This is a genomic window from Paenibacillus sp. FSL H7-0326, from assembly GCF_001955535.1.
Classification (GTDB): Bacteria; Bacillota; Bacilli; order Paenibacillales; family Paenibacillaceae; genus Paenibacillus; species Paenibacillus shunpengii.
Genome location: NZ_MPVN01000002.1, coordinates 1,071,133 through 1,088,768, shown reverse-complemented (window position 1 = coordinate 1,088,768; position 17,636 = coordinate 1,071,133). Strand labels below are relative to the sequence as shown.

The following is a 17,636-nucleotide window of genomic DNA, read 5'->3' as shown; positions in this document are numbered from 1 at the left end:
TATATAAGCAGCTGTTACTTTGGATACAAAAGGTTTGTGGCGTGCTGGATAGATTGAACTATGGATTAATGATGCCAAGTTCATTCTGTATAGAAAGAAAGGTGATTTACAGTGCTTTATTCGAAATATCAATGGAATATGCCGAAGCATGATGAGGAAGAAGTACAGAAATTAGCTGATGATCTAAACATATCTCCCCTGATGGCTAGACTGCTTGCTAATCGAGGCTTAGGTAAGATAGATGATGCTTCACACTTTTTAAATGCTGGTGCGGGGTCCATGCATGATCCCTATCTGTTAAAAGGAATGAAGGAAGCAATACCTCGCATTAAGGATGCGCTGGATCAGCGTGAACATATTTTAATATATGGCGACTATGACGCCGATGGAGTCTCTAGTACCTCGCTGATGATTCATTTAATGCGCAGACTCTCTGCCTCTTACGATATATATATTCCCCATCGTGCTAATGAAGGCTATGGCCTTCATAATCATGCGCTGGACTGGGCTCATCAACAGGGAGTTACATTAATCATCACGGTAGATACAGGGATAAGTGCGGTAGAACAAATTGCTTATGCAAAAGAGCTCGGTATCGATGTCATTGTCACTGACCATCACGAGCCTCCTGATGTATTACCGGAAGCCTATACATTAATTAACCCCAAGCAAAAAGATTGTCCCTATCCTTTCAAAGGCTTAGCTGGTGTAGGGGTTGCTCTTAAGCTTGCCCAAGCGATTCTGGGAGATGTACCGAAAGAATGGATGGAAATTGCAAGCATCGGCACGATAGCGGATCTAATGCCGCTTACAGATGAGAATCGAATCATTGTAAAACAAGGTCTCGAATCGATGAAAAATTCGGCGTATCTTGGGATTCGTGCTCTCCTTGAGATCAGCGGAGTTGAACTAGCAACCGTCAATTCTGTTCATATCGGTTTTTCAGTAGGTCCCCGCATTAACGCTAGCGGCAGGCTTGATCATGCAGGCAGGGCTGTTGCCCTATTAACAACCGAGGATCAGGATGAAGCTGTAAGGCTTGCTGAGGAACTGGATCTGCTGAATCGGGAGCGTCAGCAGGTGGTGCAGCAAATGACCCAGCAGGCTGTCGAGATGCTGGAGCAGAAAAAAGCCTCCAAAGGTCACCTTCCGCATGTCATCGTCATTGCAGGAGAGGGCTGGAATCCAGGTGTTGTCGGGATTGTAGCTTCAAAAGTGCTGGAACGTTATTATCGTCCCACACTAATCCTGGGCATCGATCCAGAGACCGGCAAATGTAAAGGCTCTGCCCGGTCGGTTCCTGGGCTCGACATCTATGAGGCACTAACTGCTTGCAAGGATGTCATGGATCATTATGGAGGTCATCCTGCGGCTGCAGGTATGACGCTGCATCGTGATCAACTGACACTTTTTGAGGAGCAGCTGAATGAGTACGCAGAGAGAACGATGCAGCCTGAGCATTTTATCCCGGTGAAGGATACAGATGGAGAGTGCAGCCTAGGCGAGGTACCTCTGTCTGTCATTGAGGAGCTGGAGCTGCTTCAGCCATTTGGCATGGATAATCCTACGCCTAAATTCGTGATTCGAAATGTGAATCTGGTCGGCATCCGCAAGATGGGGAAAGATCAGTCTCATTTAAAGCTTACGCTAGAACAAGATGGTCAGCTTATTGATGCTGTTTCATTTGGGAACGGCATATATGCAGACTATCTTCCAGAGGGCTCTGCACTTGAAGTGATGGGCGAGCTGCAAATCAATGAATGGAATGGCTCCAGGAAGCTGCAGCTGATGCTGGACGATTTCAGATTTCCTGAGCACCAGGTGTTTGATTATCGGGGAAGCAGGGACCCAGGACGCGAAATCGAGCGATTCATACAGCAGCTGGGCAGCCGGGCTCAATCACCGTCAAGCATCAGCGGAGTGCTTGTTCATGAAAAAAATATATTTGGTCTAGAAAACCAATTGAATGAAAAGGCTATTTGGGTATATGATAGGAAGGTTGGAGTCGTTCCGAAGAACGACTTAGCGTTAGAATTTGAGGGAGAGCAGCTGGATAATCTGTTTGTTCTGGATACCCCCGAAACTGCCGAGCAATTAACAGCGATGCAAAGCTTGATCAAGAGAACGGGTAATGTTATTCTTCTTCACGCCCATGTACATCGAAGCGAGAGATTGCAGCGATTTACGCGTGATGATTTTAAACGTATATATGTCCTTATATCCAAATGGGGACAAGAAGCTGTACCGGAAAAAGGAATGATGGAGGCACTCAGTCGTCAGTGCGGATATTCTGTAAGGATGATCTCCAAAGTGATGGATGTGTTTGAGGAGCTGTCATTCATTGAACGAAATTCTGGTACAATAACATTCGTGAGGAATCCTTCCAAGCAAAATTTGATGGATTCCCGAAACTACCAGGCTATTGAACAGCTCGTTGATATGGAACATGCGATGTTCGATTTGGCAGCGCCCCAACTGATGCAATGGATGATGACTCACATGAAAGGTGCATCCTAAGCATTTATTTATTTTAGGAGGAGATTATTTTGGATTTTAAAGATTACATTCGGGTTATTCCTGATTTTCCGCAGCCCGGAATCAGCTTCAAGGACATTACAACACTGCTGAAGGACGGCGAAGTGTACCGCAAAGCGGTAGATGAAATCAAGCAGCTTGTATCTGATTTGAAAATTGACGTGATTGCGGGCCCTGAAGCACGCGGCTTTGTGGTTGGAGCGCCGCTTGCTTATGCGCTGGGTGTTGGTTTTGCACCTATTCGCAAGAGCGGTAAACTACCAGGGGAAACGATTGAAATCGGATATGATCTCGAATACGGTAAGGATCAATTAGCAATGCATACAGACGCCATTGAAAAAGGTCAAAATGTGCTGATTGCTGATGATTTGCTCGCAACAGGCGGTACCATTGCGACTTCCGTAAATCTAGTTCGTCAGTTGGGTGGAAACGTAGTTGGCGCTGCATTCCTGATCGAGCTTGAAGAACTCAAGGGTAGAGATAAACTTACAGATGTGAATGTGTATTCACTTATGAAATACTAATCTCCCGTTTCCCGGGAAATATTTTGACGAATAAGCGTCAGATGATTAAAGAAAAGGTGATCAGCTATGGCTGATCACCTTTTTCGTTCGTATGTGTGTATTGTGTATACCTTAGTGAGCGGATTCATCCTCACGTTCATTCATCCAGCCCAGTTTTTCGAAGAGATAGAACAGCAGCGCAGCAATCATACCCACAATCGTGGCAAGTGCCATCCCTTTGAGTTGTACGTTCCAGATCGAAAGTGTAGTACCGCTCAGCCCTGTAACGAATACAAGCGTAGTCAGCAGCATGTTTTTGGTTTTGGAGAAATTCACTTTTTGCTCGACAAAGATTCGGAAGCCGGATGCGGCAATGATCCCAAACAAGAGGAGAGATACGCCTCCCATGACAGCTGTAGGAATATTAGCCACAACAGCGGTAAATGTTCCTGAGAACGAAAGTATAATGGCGATAATTGCTGCTCCGCCGATAACAAATATCGAGTAAACGCGGGTTAGGGCCATAACACCAATATTTTCGCCATACGTCGTATTAGGCGTAGATCCAACGAATCCGGATATGACTGTTGAGATCCCGTTACCCAGCAGGGAACGATGTAGACCAGGGTCTTTGGACAGGTCTTTGCCTACGATGCTGCCTGTAACGAGCAGGTGACCGATATGCTCAACGATAACGACCAAGGCTACCGGTACAATCGTAAAGATTACCCCCATATCCCAAGTGGGAGTCGTTATTTCTGGCGTTTTAAACAGGCTTGCATTTGAGAAGCTGGCGGTATCGACTACTCCCATAAAGAACGCAAGCAGATAACCCGCCACAATACCGATCAGAATATGAATGATCTTCGCAAATCCACGAAATAGAATGGAGCCCAGCACGGTTACACCAAGAGTCACCATGGACAAGGTGATAGTAGTTGGATCAGGCGACCAATTCTCTCCTGCGCCAATAAGTCCAGCCATTTCGGCTGCTACTGGAACAAGCTCCAGTCCGATTAGAGCCACAACCGCCCCCATCACTGCCGGGGGAAAGAGCACGTCCAGCCATTTTGTGCCCGTATATTTAATGATCAGAGCAACGAGACAGAAGATAATACCCGTGACAATAAATGCGCTGAGGGCCATGGAATATCCATTATCTCCATGTTGCTCCAATACCACTCCCACGGGTGCAAGAAAAGCAAAACTGGAGCCGAGGTAGGCTGGTATTTTTCCTTTACATATAAAGATGTAGAGAAGGGTCCCTAAACCATTCATTAATAGGATCATTCCAGGGTCGACACCAAAGATGTTAGGTACCAGTACAGTACTGCCGAACATGGCAAACAAATGCTGGATACTTAATAATAGACCTGGTCCTACAGGGAGCTTCTCATTAACTCCGATTTCACGCTGCAAAATTGTTCACTCCTCAATATAATATCGTGCATGATCGTTAGATGTAGCCTCTGCAATCCTTAATAGATTATACAGTTTTCCGACATTTTTCAATGAATTTCTTTTCATTTCAGTTCTGTGGTTTGACACGCTTTCATAGGGGAACTAGATGCCTATATATTATAGTTGGTGAAAAAGCATAACTTGTCATCTAATGACGACGGTTGACGTAGAAGCAGGTAAGCGTCATAATATTATAAAATCACTTTTTCGGGGAACCTGTGTAGATGTAAGATCGGCGGGTTCCATTTTATTATAGAAAGGAATCGGACAAGATTAGATGGGCATAGAGCAATTACTTGAAAAGGCTGGAGCCTATATCAAAGAACCCGAATTAACCCGGATCCGTGAAGCCTATGACTTTGCTGAGAAAGCTCATCACGGACAGACGAGAAAATCGGGTGAACCGTATATATTGCACCCGCTGGCTGTTGCAGATATCGTGGTGAACATGCAGATGGACAGCATATCAATCATTGCTGCCCTGCTTCATGATGTCGTTGAAGACACTACGGTATCACTGGACGAGATCAAAGAGAAGTTCGGAGATACATGCGCCATGCTGGTGGATGGTTTGACGAAGCTGGAGCGTATTAAATTCCGTTCAAAAGAGGAGCAGCAGAACGAGAACTACCGAAAGATGTTTATTGCGATGGCTCAGGATATCAGGGTCATTGTCATTAAACTGGCGGACCGTCTCCACAATATGCGTACGTTGAAATTTCAGTCCGAAGAAAGTCAACGCCGTATTTCGTATGAAACCTTGGAGATCTTCTGTCCGATTGCCAACCGGCTCGGGATCTCGGCGATTAAGTGGGAGATGGAGGATATTGCACTCCGTTATTTGAACCCGCAGCAGTACTATCGTATTGCTAACCTGATGCACAAGAAGCGTGCAGAACGCGAGCAATATATTGATAATGTCATTGATCGGATATCCGACAAGCTGGGTGAGATGGGAATTCAGGCCGATCTGTCCGGACGCCCTAAACATATATACAGTGTGTATAAGAAGATGACGAGCAAGAATAAGCAGTTTAACGAAATTTACGATCTGCTCGCTATTCGAATTATTGTTGATAATATTAAAGATTGCTATGCTACCCTCGGAATTATCCATACCTTATGGAAGCCGATGCCTGGAAGATTCAAAGATTATATTGCGATGCCCAAAGCCAATATGTATCAGTCTCTGCATACGACCGTAGTAGGTCCAAAGGGAGAGCCGACCGAGGTTCAGATTCGTACTTGGGATATGCACCGCACAGCAGAGTTCGGTATTGCTGCCCACTGGGCGTATAAGGAAGGCGGAGGCAATAATTTAGAGGACAGCATTACGTTCTTCAGAGAGATTCTTGAGCTGCAAAATGAAGCGAAGGATGCTTCAGAGTTTGTAGAATCCTTGAAGATGGACTTTTTCTCGGATCTTGTATTTGTGTTTACTCCAAAAGGTGAAGTCATTGAGCTTCCTGCAGGCTCAGTGCCTCTTGATTTTGCTTACCGGATTCATACAGAAGTAGGTAACCGTACGATTGGAGCTAAAGTTAATGGACGAATTGTACCACTGGACTATCAGCTCAAGACCGGCGATATAGTTGAAATTTTGACTTCCAAGCATTCGTATGGTCCTAGCCGTGATTGGTTGAAGATTGCGCAATCTTCTCATGCACGCAGTAAGATTAAACAGTGGTATAAGAAAGAAAAACGTGAAGAAAATGTCGAAAAAGGTCGAGATAGCCTTGAACGTGAGCTGAAACGGATTGGCCTCGAGCCTTCTCAATGGCTTACGGATGACAAATTGCAGGAGGTCTGCAAACGTTTCGCGTTTAACGATATTGACGATATGCTGTCTGCGATTGGCTTCAGCGGTATTACTGCATCCCAAATCGTGACACGTCTGACAGAGAAGCTCCGGAAAGAGCAGGAGGAAGCAAGCCTGCTTGAGCTTACGACAGAACGCAAGGAAATTAAGGCCGCTCCTGAGCGAAAGGCTCAGCATACCAACGGTGTTAAAGTCAAGGGCATTGATAATCTGCTTGTGCGATTTGCACGCTGCTGCAATCCGGTGCCAGGTGACGAAATTGTAGGGTATGTTACGCGCGGGCGCGGGGTTTCTGTCCATCGTACCGATTGCCCGAATCTTCCGTCATTAGACCTCGAAGGGGAAGAAGCGGCACGTGTGATCGAAGTAGAGTGGGAGAACGAGAATGAAACGGCGAGCTACAGCGTCGATATTGAGATTACTGGACATGATCGGAATGGGCTGCTTAATGAAGTACTTCAGGCCGTGTCCGAAAGTAAGACGAATATATCTGCTGTTACGGGGCGCACAGATAAGAATAAGCTTGCTCAGGTTCATATGACCATTCTGATTCGGAATACGGATCATCTGCAATCGGTTGTAGAGCGAATTAAGCGAGTTAAAGATGTATATTCTGTACATCGGATTATGCAATAAGGAGTACAGATCAACATGAGAGTGGTATTGCAGCGCGTAAGCAAAGCGAAAGTAACTGTAGATCAAGAGATTGTCGGTCAGATAAATAGAGGATTTATGCTGCTTGTTGGTATAACGCATGAGGATACACTGAAGGATGCTGACTATTTGGCCGAAAAGATCGCCGGTTTGCGTGTGTTTGAGGACGAAGCCGGAAAAATGAACAATAGCATTATGGATGTCGGCGGTGCCATCCTATCCGTGTCGCAATTTACGCTGTATGGAGATACACGTAAAGGAAAAAGACCGAACTTCATGGCTGCGGCAAGGCCTGATGTGGCAGAGCCGCTGTATGCGTATTTTAATGAGCAGCTTAGAAGCAAGGGGCTTATCGTTGAGACAGGGAAATTTGGAGCGATGATGGATGTTGCGCTGAATAATGACGGCCCTGTGACGCTGATCTTGGAGAGCAAGGTCTAACTCGACTTCGTAGGTTTACATCAGATTAATTCCATAGACACCGGGACATACTAGGTAATGAATAAGCCTAGTGAGGACGGTGTCTTTTTGGTATGCGACAATCTCTAAAGCAAATGAACATGAATGTGTCTATGCTGCTTCTGCCGGGAAGTGTACCCGAAGCCATGCATTTGGCCAATGTAGCAGCAACCAAAACAATCTCGTTGTATGAAACAACATCAACAGATAAGCCGGTCAGAATCCGGCTGCCGCGATCTTAGAGCTATTTTCTTGGAGAACTTCTCTCAAGGAGATAGTTTTTTTCATTTGATGACTTATAAATTGAATATTTATGGATATAGAGATTTTTGCGGTGGATGTTATAAAACAGGTCATTCAGGGTAATGAATACTCGAGGCGCTATTGCCTTGAAAGGAGACGATAATCAATGAGTAAAGTAGCATTTTTGTTAGCAGACCAATTCGAAGACTCGGAAATGAAAGTTCCCTACGATGAGGTAAAAAAAGCAGGACATGAAGCCGTGATTATCGGCCTTGAAGCAGGAGCTACCGTGAAAGGGAAACAAGGAAAAGAAGAGTACACCATCGAGAAAGCCATTACGGAGGTCAGTGCAGCTGATTATGACGCCGTCGTCATTCCGGGTGGATCTTCACCAGAAAATCTTCGTTTGAATGATCAAATTCTGACCTTCGTTACCGAGGTCAATCAGGCGAAGAAGCCAATCGCAGCGATATGCCATGGCCCGCAAATATTGGCAAGCGCGGATCTGTTGAAGGGACGTACCGTTACTTCTTATCCACCGCTCAAAGACGATATGATTAATGCGGGTGCTGAATTCCGCGATGAGGAAGCCGTTGTAGATGGTAATTTCATTACATCCCGTACACCTGAGGATGAACCAGCATTTGTTCGAGAAATACTAAAAGCGATATAAAATGGAGCTGACTTTCAATGTCGTGCTTCAGAATACAATGAACTAACTATTTTAATAAGGAGGGTTTGTCATGTCGAAGAGAATACAAGCGTATTTCAGAACCGAGGATGATGCAGAAGGTGCCAGAATCTCCCTACATGCGTTTGCTACAGAGCAATTGGAGGTAGGTGAACTGGATTCTTCCATAGGGAGATCAAATCGAATTCTCATTCCTCTTGTTCCCTATAACAACGTAGGGGGGGTTAATACCACCGGTGCTGTAGGCACAGCAGCTGGAACACAAACGGAGGGTATAGTTCCCGTTGTGTCAGATCGTAATCCGGATGAACCAACAGCGGCAGATCGCAATGGAAATCGGGAAGGCGGGCTGCTGAATGCGGAGGATGTATTTACTGACGACTATGACAACCTCCATTATGTATTATCTGTGAAGGTAAAGGATGAAGAATACGAGGAAGTCGTAAACAAAATTCGCTCTAAAGGCGGATATGTGGAAATCGATGAGTAATCTTTAATGATATATGCAAGAGCAAGCTTTTACAGAAGGATTGATGCGGAATCCGCAGGAACGTTGTGTAACGGTTTATGGAATGAGACATTTTAGACCAAGCGAGTTAAAGCGCTTTCAAAATTGTAATACACTCGTAATATTAACAACATCAATTATTAATATATGCTGTTTATAATAACAGCATGACCCCCTTTTTTAATATATACTTTGAACCTACAAACCGTTTTTGTAGGTTTTTTTCTGTCTTTTTTCTGGAATTAGTTTACCTCGCATGTTATTTTCTTTTGTAAAATGCTTGACTTTAATGTATGGGTTCATTACAATCGAACAATAATATAAGGATATATAATGTGATTTGATGACAGGACCAAGTACTCCGTGCCCCACATGCTTAGAGATGAATCCCTTAGGCTGGAAGGATTCTCATGATGACCGGACGAATGACTTCCTCGAGAACGGGCGGCGAAAGCAATGGGTGATTAGCCGTACCGCGCTGGCGAGCGTTACACGCCTTAAGCGAACGAAGGATTAGCAGTAATCTTTGTTCGGAATGTGGGTGGTACCACGGTAGATATGCTTCTAGCAATCTCTCGTCCCTGTTTCATGTATGAGACAGGGCGGGAGATTTTTTGTTTTGATTCCATTTCATGAAGAATTGGAAAGTGATGGAGGGATGAAGAATGGCTTTTCAAAAACCGACAGGGACACAGGATTTGCTGCCAGGTGTGGTAGAAAAGTGGCAATATGTTGAGAGTAAGGCAAGAGAGCTGTGCGGACGGTTTAACTACCGGGAGATTCGCACACCGATATTCGAGCAGACGAACCTGTTTGAACGGGGTGTAGGAGAAACCACCGATATTGTAGAGAAAGAAATGTACACGTTCAAAGATAAGGGCGATCGGAGCATGACGCTTCGACCGGAAGGAACAGCAGGAGTTGTCCGTTCCTACGTGGAGAACAAGCTGTACGGAGAGCCGGATGTAACGAAGCTATATTACACAGGCCCGATGTTCAGATATGAACGGCCGCAGGCTGGACGCCAGCGTCAATTTCACCAGTTTGGAGTGGAAGCGTTCGGTGCGGTAGACCCTGCGATTGACGCAGAGGTGATTGCACTTGGATATCAATTTTGCCGGGAGCTGGGACTTCAGGGCGTTACCGTGGAGCTGAACTCCGTTGGTAATGCGGAGAGCCGGGCTGCATATCGCGAGACCCTGCTTGCCTTCCTTAATCCGATAAGAGAATCGCTGTGTAAGGATTGTCAATCCCGGATGGATCGGAACCCGCTGCGTGTGCTGGACTGTAAGGTGGATCAGGATAAATTTACTGACGCGCCTTCTATTCTGGACAGCCTGAGTGAGGAAGAAACGAACCACTTCAAGAAGGTACAAGCATATTTAGACAGCATGGAAATTCCCTATACACTGAATCATCGTCTTGTACGGGGACTTGATTATTACACAATGACTGCGTTCGAGCTGAAAGCAGAAGGAATCGGCGCCATTGACACTATTGGCGGCGGTGGTCGTTATAACGGGCTTGTAGCTGGTATTGGCGGCCCGGATCAGCCGGGTATCGGCTTTGGTATCGGTCTTGAGCGTATCCTGCTGATTCTGGATAAGCAGGGAGTGGAGCTTGATGCGGTGAAGCCGCTTGATGTTTATTTTGTTGCCCTGGGCGAAGCTGCTGAGGCCGAGGTGACAGCGCAGCTGTTTAAACTGCGCCAAGCTGGATACAGCGGAGAGCGCGATTATTTGGGCCGGAAGATGAAGGCCCAAATGAAGTCAGCCGATCGCCTGAAAGCGCGGTATACCGCGATTCTTGGCGAGGATGAGCTTGAGCGGGGAGAGATCACGCTCAAGTCAATGCAAGACGGCGAGCAGCGTGTTGTGAAGCTCGCTGATCTGATCTCCGCGCTGCAATAGAATAGCAGCGCTTCCGCTTGCACCGAGCGAAGCGGTGTAAGACATGCCGAAGGCTAAGGGGTTTTCACGCACTTTCCTTGCATGAAGCGAAGCGATGCAAACCACGCCGAAGGCTACCAGGGTTTTCACGCCCTTGCCTTGCATGAAGCGAAGCAATGCAAGCCACGCCGAAGGCTACCAGGGTTTAAGCGCACTTGCCTTGCATGAAGCGAAGTAATGCAAGCCACGCCGAAGGCTAAAGGGGTTTACAAACGCTTTTGGGACGCAGTGAAGCGTGGTCCGTACCTTTGCAGCAAAGCGGAAAAGGTACGGACAGTAGCGCTCCCACCACCAACGTAAGTTTTTTCACCTTCCACCAACTGTTGCATCTGCTGCAGCTTCCGGGTGTCCAGAGGGCAGGCGCCATCTGGGGTCCTCCCTGTCAGGGAGGATTTAGGAGGGTGATTTTAAAAAGTTTCCTAAACATTTTATATAAATTTTTGATTACAAAGGAGAATGAAGATGCAAAGAAGTCATCAATGCGGAACACTCACGACCGAGCACATCGGTCAAACAGTTACACTAAACGGTTGGCTACAGACTCGCCGTGACCTTGGGGGCGTGCTCTTTATTGATCTGCGTGACCGCAGCGGCATCGTGCAGATCGTATTTAACCCGGATTACTCCGGCGAAGCGCTTAAGATTGCTGACCGTGTCCGCAGTGAATACGTTCTGGCAGTGAAAGGAACGGTAGTCAAGCGTGAGGAAGAGACGGTTAACCCGAACCTGCCAACAGGCTTGATTGAAGTACAAATTACAGAGATTGAAGTGCTGAATGCATCCAAAACACCACCGTTCTTTATTGAAGACGGAATTGAAGTGGATGAATCCCTTCGTTTGAAATATCGCTATATGGACCTGCGTCGTCCGGAAATGCAGGAAACGCTTCGTCTGCGTTCCAAAGCAGCCAAGGTATTCCGCGACTTCTTGGATGAGAAAGAGTTTATTGAAGTAGAAACACCAATTCTGACAAAGAGCACACCGGAAGGTGCACGGGATTACCTGGTGCCAAGCCGTGTGCATGAAGGCGAATTTTTCGCTTTGCCGCAATCACCACAAGTATACAAGCAGCTTCTTATGGTAGGCGGTCTAGAGCGTTACTATCAAATTGCCCGCTGCTTCCGTGATGAGGATCTTCGTGCAGACCGTCAGCCAGAATTTACGCAGGTCGACATTGAAACTTCCTTCCTTCAGCAGGATGAACTGCTGCCAATGATGGAAGAGCTTATGGTTAAATTGTTCCGCGAAACCAAAGGAGTCGAGATCGAAACTCCGTTCCAGCGTATTACTTATGCGGATGCCATGGGTAAATATGGTTCAGATAAACCGGATCTGCGCTTCGGCATGGAGCTTGTCGAGCTGAACGATATTGTTGGCACGAGCGGAGTAAAAGTGTTTGCTTCGGTTATCGAAAAAGGCGGAGAGGTTAAATGCTTGAACGCCAAAGGCTGCGGAACATGGACTCGTAAAGAAATCGATGATCTGGGACCTTATGCAGCACGTTACGGGGCGAAGGGTCTGGCTTGGATTCAAGTGAAAGAAGGCGAATTCAAAGGGCCTATCGTGAAATTCATGTCACCTGAAGAAATCGAAGCAATCAAGGAACGTACAGGTGCAGAGGACGGAGACTTGCTTCTGTTCTCAGCTGACAATAAAAAAGTAGTAGCAGATGTGTTGGGCGCACTGCGTTTGAAAATCGGCCGTCAGCTTGGTTTGATTGACGATAATAAGTTTAAATTTGCTTGGGTGGTGGATTTCCCACTCCTTGGATACGATGAAGACGAGAAACGTTATGTGGCAGAGCATCATCCATTCACGCGTCCGAAGGAAGAGGATCTGCACCTGTTCGAAACCGATCCGGGTCAGATTCGTGCTCAGGCGTATGACTTGGTACTGAACGGTTATGAAGTAGGCGGCGGCTCCATGCGTATCTTTAAGCGGGATGTACAGGAGAAAATGTTCGGTGCGCTGGGTCTGTCCACGGAAGAAGCTTACGATAAATTTGGTTTCTTGCTGGACGCATTTGAATACGGCACGCCTCCACATGGCGGTATCGCCTTCGGTTTCGACCGTTTGGTTATGCTGCTTGCAGGACGTAACAACCTGCGTGAGACGATTGCATTCCCGAAAACGGCAAGCTCTACAGACCTGCTCATGAATGCGCCGTCGGAAGTAGATACGAAGCAGCTGGAACAGCTTCATATCCGCGTTTCTCGCAAGCCCAAAGCGGAAAAGAACTAAGTAAGGGGGACGAATTGTCACCATGCTACATCAATTTTCAAGAACGGAACTTGCGATCGGACCGGAAGGCCTGGAGAAGCTGAAGAACAGCACCGTTGCTGTTCTCGGCATCGGGGGCGTCGGCTCAATGGCCGTGGAAGCTCTGGCTCGTACCGGTGTGGGACGGATTATTATGATTGATAAGGATGTCGTCGACATTACGAATATCAATCGTCAGATCCATGCCTTAACGACCACGATTGGTCAGAAGAAAGCAGATCTGATGGTAGATCGGGTAAAGCTGATTAATCCGGACATCGATGCCATTGCCCTTAATATGTTCTATACAGAAGAGACTTACGAGGAATTGTTTAAATACGAGCTGGATTATGTACTGGATGCCTCTGATACCATTATTTACAAGATTCATTTAATCAAGGAGTGTATGGAGAGAGGAATTCCGATGATCTCCAGCATGGGAGCTGCTAACAAAATGGATCCTTCCAAGTTCCAGGTCGCCGACATTTCCAAGACCTCCATGGATCCGATTGCTCGTGTCATTCGTAACAAACTGCGCAAGGAGCACGGGATTAAGAAAGGCGTAAAGGTCGTCTTCTCAACAGAGCAGCCAATGAAGCCGCGTCAGGATGTAACGGATAAGATTGTTCCGGAAAATGCACCTGAGATCCGTAAAGCAAAACAGCCGCCTGCAAGTAATGCTTTTGTGCCTCCTGTCGCAGGACTTATCATGGTCAGTGAAGCTATCAAGGATTTGCTAGCCGAGAATAAGAAGCAAGCTTAAGCCGATGCTTTCAGGTTTAGGTTTAAAATGAGCACAAACTGAACAAGATAAACTTGTTCCCGCGTGGATACCAGCGTATGGTATTCACGCTTTTTTTCTTTGTATGGAGTATTTGAGTATTTATATGGATATCTGATAATTGTAACTGAAGTGAAGGAAAAGAGGATTAGCGTATTATGAAACAAAAAAGTCTGTTCCGATGGGTTGGAATGAGACAAGGAGATGTGCTCAAGAAAGAATTTGGAGCAGGAATCATCTCCTACTTCTCTGTGGTTTATATTGTAATGGTCAATGCTTCTATTCTGGCGGATGCAGGTATGCCGCTGCAGGCAGCGATGGTGGGAACCTTGTTAACCTCAATTGCTGGCTGTTTATTTATGGCGTTTATCGGCAAATCACCGATTATCGTAGTTCCAGGAATGGGAATTAACGCATTTTTTGCTTATACACTGGTTCACTCGATGAAATTAACTTGGCAGGAAGCATTAGCGGTGGTCACGATTACGGGCATTCTTTTTGCAATTGTCGCTTTTACGAACCTGTATAAAGTGATTAGTGAAGCAATTCCTCACAATTTACAGCATGGCATTACGGTAGGGATCGGATTATTCCTGACCTTTATCGGTCTTCAAAAAAGCGGGATTGTTGTCGCGCATCAAACGACCTTTGTAACGATCGGCCATTTTGATGATCCTGGGGTGCTGACGGCTTGTCTTACCTTGCTGCTAGCTTTTGTGTTGTTCGTCAGAAATGTGCAGGGCGGTCTTCTTATCAGCATGGTTGCAGGTACGATATTGGCCTATGTACTTGGTGCCGCAGAAGCCCCATCTCAAATGATGTCCGCATCGGAACCCATACGAGAGTATGGACAATTGTTTGGGGAGCTGTCTTTTACAGGGCTGGTGAATCTATCCTTCTGGATAGCGGTCTTCTTGCTGCTGCTTATTGTTGTATTTGAAAATATTGGCCTCATTGCCTCTCATACGAACATTACTCAGCGTCCGGAAACATTTAAAGGAAGCCTTCGGGCACTTTCCATTACGAATGTGTTTGCCGGAATATTCGGTACAAGTCCTGTAGTCGCAGCAGCCGAGACAACGGCCGGAATCGCTGCGGGGGGACGAACCGGGCTTACGCCGCTCACGACAGCGGTATTGTTTGGAGCTACATTTTTGTTCATCCCATTATTAACGCTCATACCGGACAGTGCAATTGCACCTATTCTGATCATTATCGGAGGTCTGATGGTGCAAAGCGTTAAGGATATCAAATTCTCGGATTATACCGAAGCCTTTCCTGCATTCCTGATTATGGTGATGATTCCCTTCACGTATAGCATAGTCGATGGGATGGCATTTGGATTCATTGCATATCCCGTTGCTAAGCTGGCGGCCGGTCAAGGAAGGGAAGTGCCTAAGGTTATGTATTTCATAGCCGTGCTCTTCCTGCTTAATTTTGTAGTGTATGCTCTGTTATAACACAGACTGTGTATTCCACCCGGCCTCTCCGGAAATGAATGGCTTTTCTTTATTTTTTGTGGTATATTAGTACTCCTTTTGCTGTACGGATACGTCCGAGCTGCAAAATAATTCTTAGGAGGTAACTGAACTATGGATGACACGATTCAAAGTGCCTATCAAGAAGAGGAGCAGAGGCTTAAAGATACGATGAAGGAAGTCGATCAGCAGCTTGCGAGGCTTCAGTCGGTTCCGGTATATACTGGGCATGACTTTACGGAGCAGGTACTGGAGGCGGGACGAGAGGAACGCAGACAAAGACTTTCCAAGAGCGTAAAGGAGCCCTATTTCGGACGTCTTGATTTTGAAGAGCTCGGCACTGGCAGTTCAAAACCGTTATACATTGGCAAAGTCGGCGTAGATCGTGAAGAATACACAGATCAGCCGCTGGTCATTGATTGGCGGGCGCCAGTGGCGAGTCTCTTTTATTCTTTTACCGGTGGGGATGGACCCGCAGAATATGAATCGCCGGAAGGCATCATTGAAGGTCTCGTTTATTTGAAGCGGAATATCGTGATTCGCCAGCAGATTCTTGAGCGTGTGGCCGACACCTATAATCGGGATAGTGACCAGCCTGCCGTATCCGATGAGTTCCTCGTCTATCGACTTGGAGAGAATAAGGACAACAAGCTGCGAGACATTGTGTCTACAATTCAGGCCGAGCAGGACCGGATTATCCGGGCCGCCCGGAATACAGCGCTCATTATTCAGGGGGTCGCAGGAAGTGGTAAGACAACCGTAGCCCTGCATCGTCTTGCTTTTTTGCTGTATCAGTACAAGGAGCAGGTATCGGCAGAGAAGATGATTATTTTTGCCCCCAATAACATGTTCCTGGATTACATTTCAAACGTACTGCCTGAGCTCGGTGTGGGAGATATTCAGCAGAGCACCTTCTCGGATTGGGCTATGAATCTGCTGGACCTGGAGCTGAGGCTGGCCGATCCTGCAGAAACGCTGTCTTATTGGTTCGAGGGTGAAGGAGAATTACCGGAGATTACGGAGGAAGTACCAGGACGGTTTAAGGGATCTATCGCATTTATGGAAATTCTCCGTGACTGCATTAAGAGGATGGAGATCAGCTCAGTACCGGACATGGACTTCTCACCTTGGGACGGCGCAGTGCTTCCGAGGGCAGAGATTGTGAAGTGGTTTGAGGAAGAGTATAAGCCTTACCCTCTCGCGAAGCGCAAAGAACGAGTCATGGCCCGGGTGCATCGCTGGGTTGAAATGGAGCTCAAAAAGGCGCCTTCGGCCGCCGTTCTTAAAGAATGGAAGAAGAAGGCATCGGCACGCGAGAAGGCTTATGGCAACAAATGGCCGAAATATGAGCCGCTTACACTCTACAAACAGATTTTCAAAGCAGCCAAAGGTGCAAGCCCCATGCCAGAGGAAGTCGTTAGCCAGATTCCAAAGTCTGTGTTGAAGTCGACAGCTCTTGATCTGAAGAACAATGTCATTCGCGAAGAGGACCTTCCGGCCCTCGTTTATTTGCATGTACTGGTGCATGAGGTGGACGGTAATCAGCGCTTTGATCATGTGGTCATTGACGAGGCGCAGGATTTCTCTCCATTTCACATCGCACTTCTGGATCTGTTCGTCAAAGGGCACTCCTTTACGATCCTCGGCGATTTGTCCCAGGGCATTCATGCCTATCGAGGCGTGCATCAGTGGGAGGAAATGAGCTCACTTTTTGCACCGGAGTATAATGATTATTTTGCGCTGACCCGAAGCTATCGATCTACGATGGAAGTCATTGAGTTTGCTAATACGATTCTGGAAAAAGGCGTTCAAAGCGGCATCACCGCTGTACCCGTGTTCCGGAGTGGAGACGGTGTTCGGCTCATTGGTTACGGACAAGAGGGAAGAGAAGCTTCCTTGAAAAAAGCAATGGAGACGCTCATTGGCAAGGACTACCGGACGGTATCCATCCTGACGCGCACTCTGCGGGAGGCCAAAGCTTTGCATGAGCGGCTTCGGTCAGAAGGGCTGGAGGTTAATCTGATCGATGACGGCAAGAAGCAATATGAGGGCGGTTATTCAGTGCTTCCGGTGTATCTGTCCAAGGGACTGGAGTTCGATGCCGTCATTGTTGCCGACGCGGATCAAGCTCATTATGGCAGCAGTGCATGGGATGCCAAGCTCTTATATGTCGGCTGTACGCGTGCACTGCATGAGCTGTGGCTCATGAATGGTGAGGACCGGCCTCACTACGTGGAGCAGGATAATGATGAGGTAGTTGTTAAAGGCTGGCCGGAGTAGGGCTGGCAGTTAATTA

At 46.8% G+C, this 17,636-nt stretch carries 13 protein-coding genes; 12 read left to right on the top strand and 1 reads right to left on the bottom strand.

The genetic code is table 11. The features are described 5' to 3' along the window. The first annotated feature begins 111 nt into the window (after positions 1-111). On the top strand, positions 112-2,517 hold the full coding sequence (recJ, locus tag BK126_RS15865; RefSeq protein WP_076313486.1) for a single-stranded-DNA-specific exonuclease RecJ: 2,406 nt from the start codon (positions 112-114) through the stop codon (positions 2,515-2,517). A gap of 29 nt (positions 2,518-2,546) precedes the next feature. Beyond that, positions 2,547-3,059 carry an adenine phosphoribosyltransferase gene (locus BK126_RS15860; protein ID WP_047913322.1) on the top strand — a complete coding sequence of 171 codons (513 nt, stop codon included), beginning with the start codon at positions 2,547-2,549 and terminating at the stop codon, positions 3,057-3,059. 111 nt (positions 3,060-3,170) lie between these two features. On the opposite strand, the gene uraA is transcribed toward BK126_RS15860, so the two are convergent. Then, on the bottom strand, positions 3,171-4,457 hold the full coding sequence (uraA, locus tag BK126_RS15855; protein ID WP_076313485.1) for a uracil permease: 1,287 nt from the start codon (positions 4,455-4,457) through the stop codon (positions 3,171-3,173). A 319-nt stretch (positions 4,458-4,776) separates the two neighbouring features. Between uraA and BK126_RS15850 the strand changes: the two genes are divergently transcribed. The 10 genes from BK126_RS15850 to BK126_RS15810 all read left to right on the top strand — a co-directional run bounded on the left by BK126_RS15850 (position 4,777) and on the right by BK126_RS15810 (position 17,620). Further along, entirely contained in the window at positions 4,777-6,954 is a 2,178-nt protein-coding gene (locus BK126_RS15850) for a RelA/SpoT family protein (protein ID WP_076313484.1), read from the top strand. 15 nt (positions 6,955-6,969) lie between these two features. Next, entirely contained in the window at positions 6,970-7,413 is a 444-nt protein-coding gene (dtd, locus tag BK126_RS15845) for a D-aminoacyl-tRNA deacylase (RefSeq protein WP_076313483.1), read from the top strand. A gap of 92 nt (positions 7,414-7,505) precedes the next feature. After that, entirely contained in the window at positions 7,506-7,673 is a 168-nt protein-coding gene (locus BK126_RS29450) for a hypothetical protein (RefSeq protein ID WP_179085549.1), read from the top strand. 167 nt (positions 7,674-7,840) lie between these two features. Beyond that, positions 7,841-8,347, top strand: a complete 507-nt coding sequence (locus tag BK126_RS15840; RefSeq protein WP_047913318.1) for a type 1 glutamine amidotransferase domain-containing protein — start codon at positions 7,841-7,843, stop codon at positions 8,345-8,347. A gap of 70 nt (positions 8,348-8,417) precedes the next feature. After that, entirely contained in the window at positions 8,418-8,855 is a 438-nt protein-coding gene (locus BK126_RS15835) for a hypothetical protein (RefSeq protein ID WP_076313482.1), read from the top strand. Positions 8,856-9,538: 683 nt separating this feature from the next. After that, on the top strand, positions 9,539-10,783 hold the full coding sequence (hisS, locus tag BK126_RS15830) for a histidine--tRNA ligase (RefSeq protein ID WP_076313481.1): 1,245 nt from the start codon (positions 9,539-9,541) through the stop codon (positions 10,781-10,783). Between the two features lie 501 nt (positions 10,784-11,284). Then, positions 11,285-13,063, top strand: coding sequence for an aspartate--tRNA ligase (aspS, locus tag BK126_RS15825; RefSeq protein ID WP_076313480.1), 1,779 nt, complete (start codon positions 11,285-11,287; stop codon positions 13,061-13,063). A gap of 22 nt (positions 13,064-13,085) precedes the next feature. Next, a complete protein-coding gene (locus BK126_RS15820) occupies positions 13,086-13,844 on the top strand; it encodes a tRNA threonylcarbamoyladenosine dehydratase (protein WP_076313479.1) in 759 nt (252 codons plus the stop codon). Positions 13,845-14,020: 176 nt separating this feature from the next. Then, on the top strand, positions 14,021-15,322 hold the full coding sequence (locus BK126_RS15815; RefSeq protein WP_076313478.1) for an NCS2 family permease: 1,302 nt from the start codon (positions 14,021-14,023) through the stop codon (positions 15,320-15,322). 132 nt (positions 15,323-15,454) lie between these two features. Next, the gene (locus BK126_RS15810; protein ID WP_076313477.1) at positions 15,455-17,620 is read left to right on the top strand and encodes a HelD family protein; all 2,166 of its coding nucleotides are present in this window, start codon (positions 15,455-15,457) and stop codon (positions 17,618-17,620) included. Positions 17,621-17,636 lie beyond the last annotated feature (16 nt).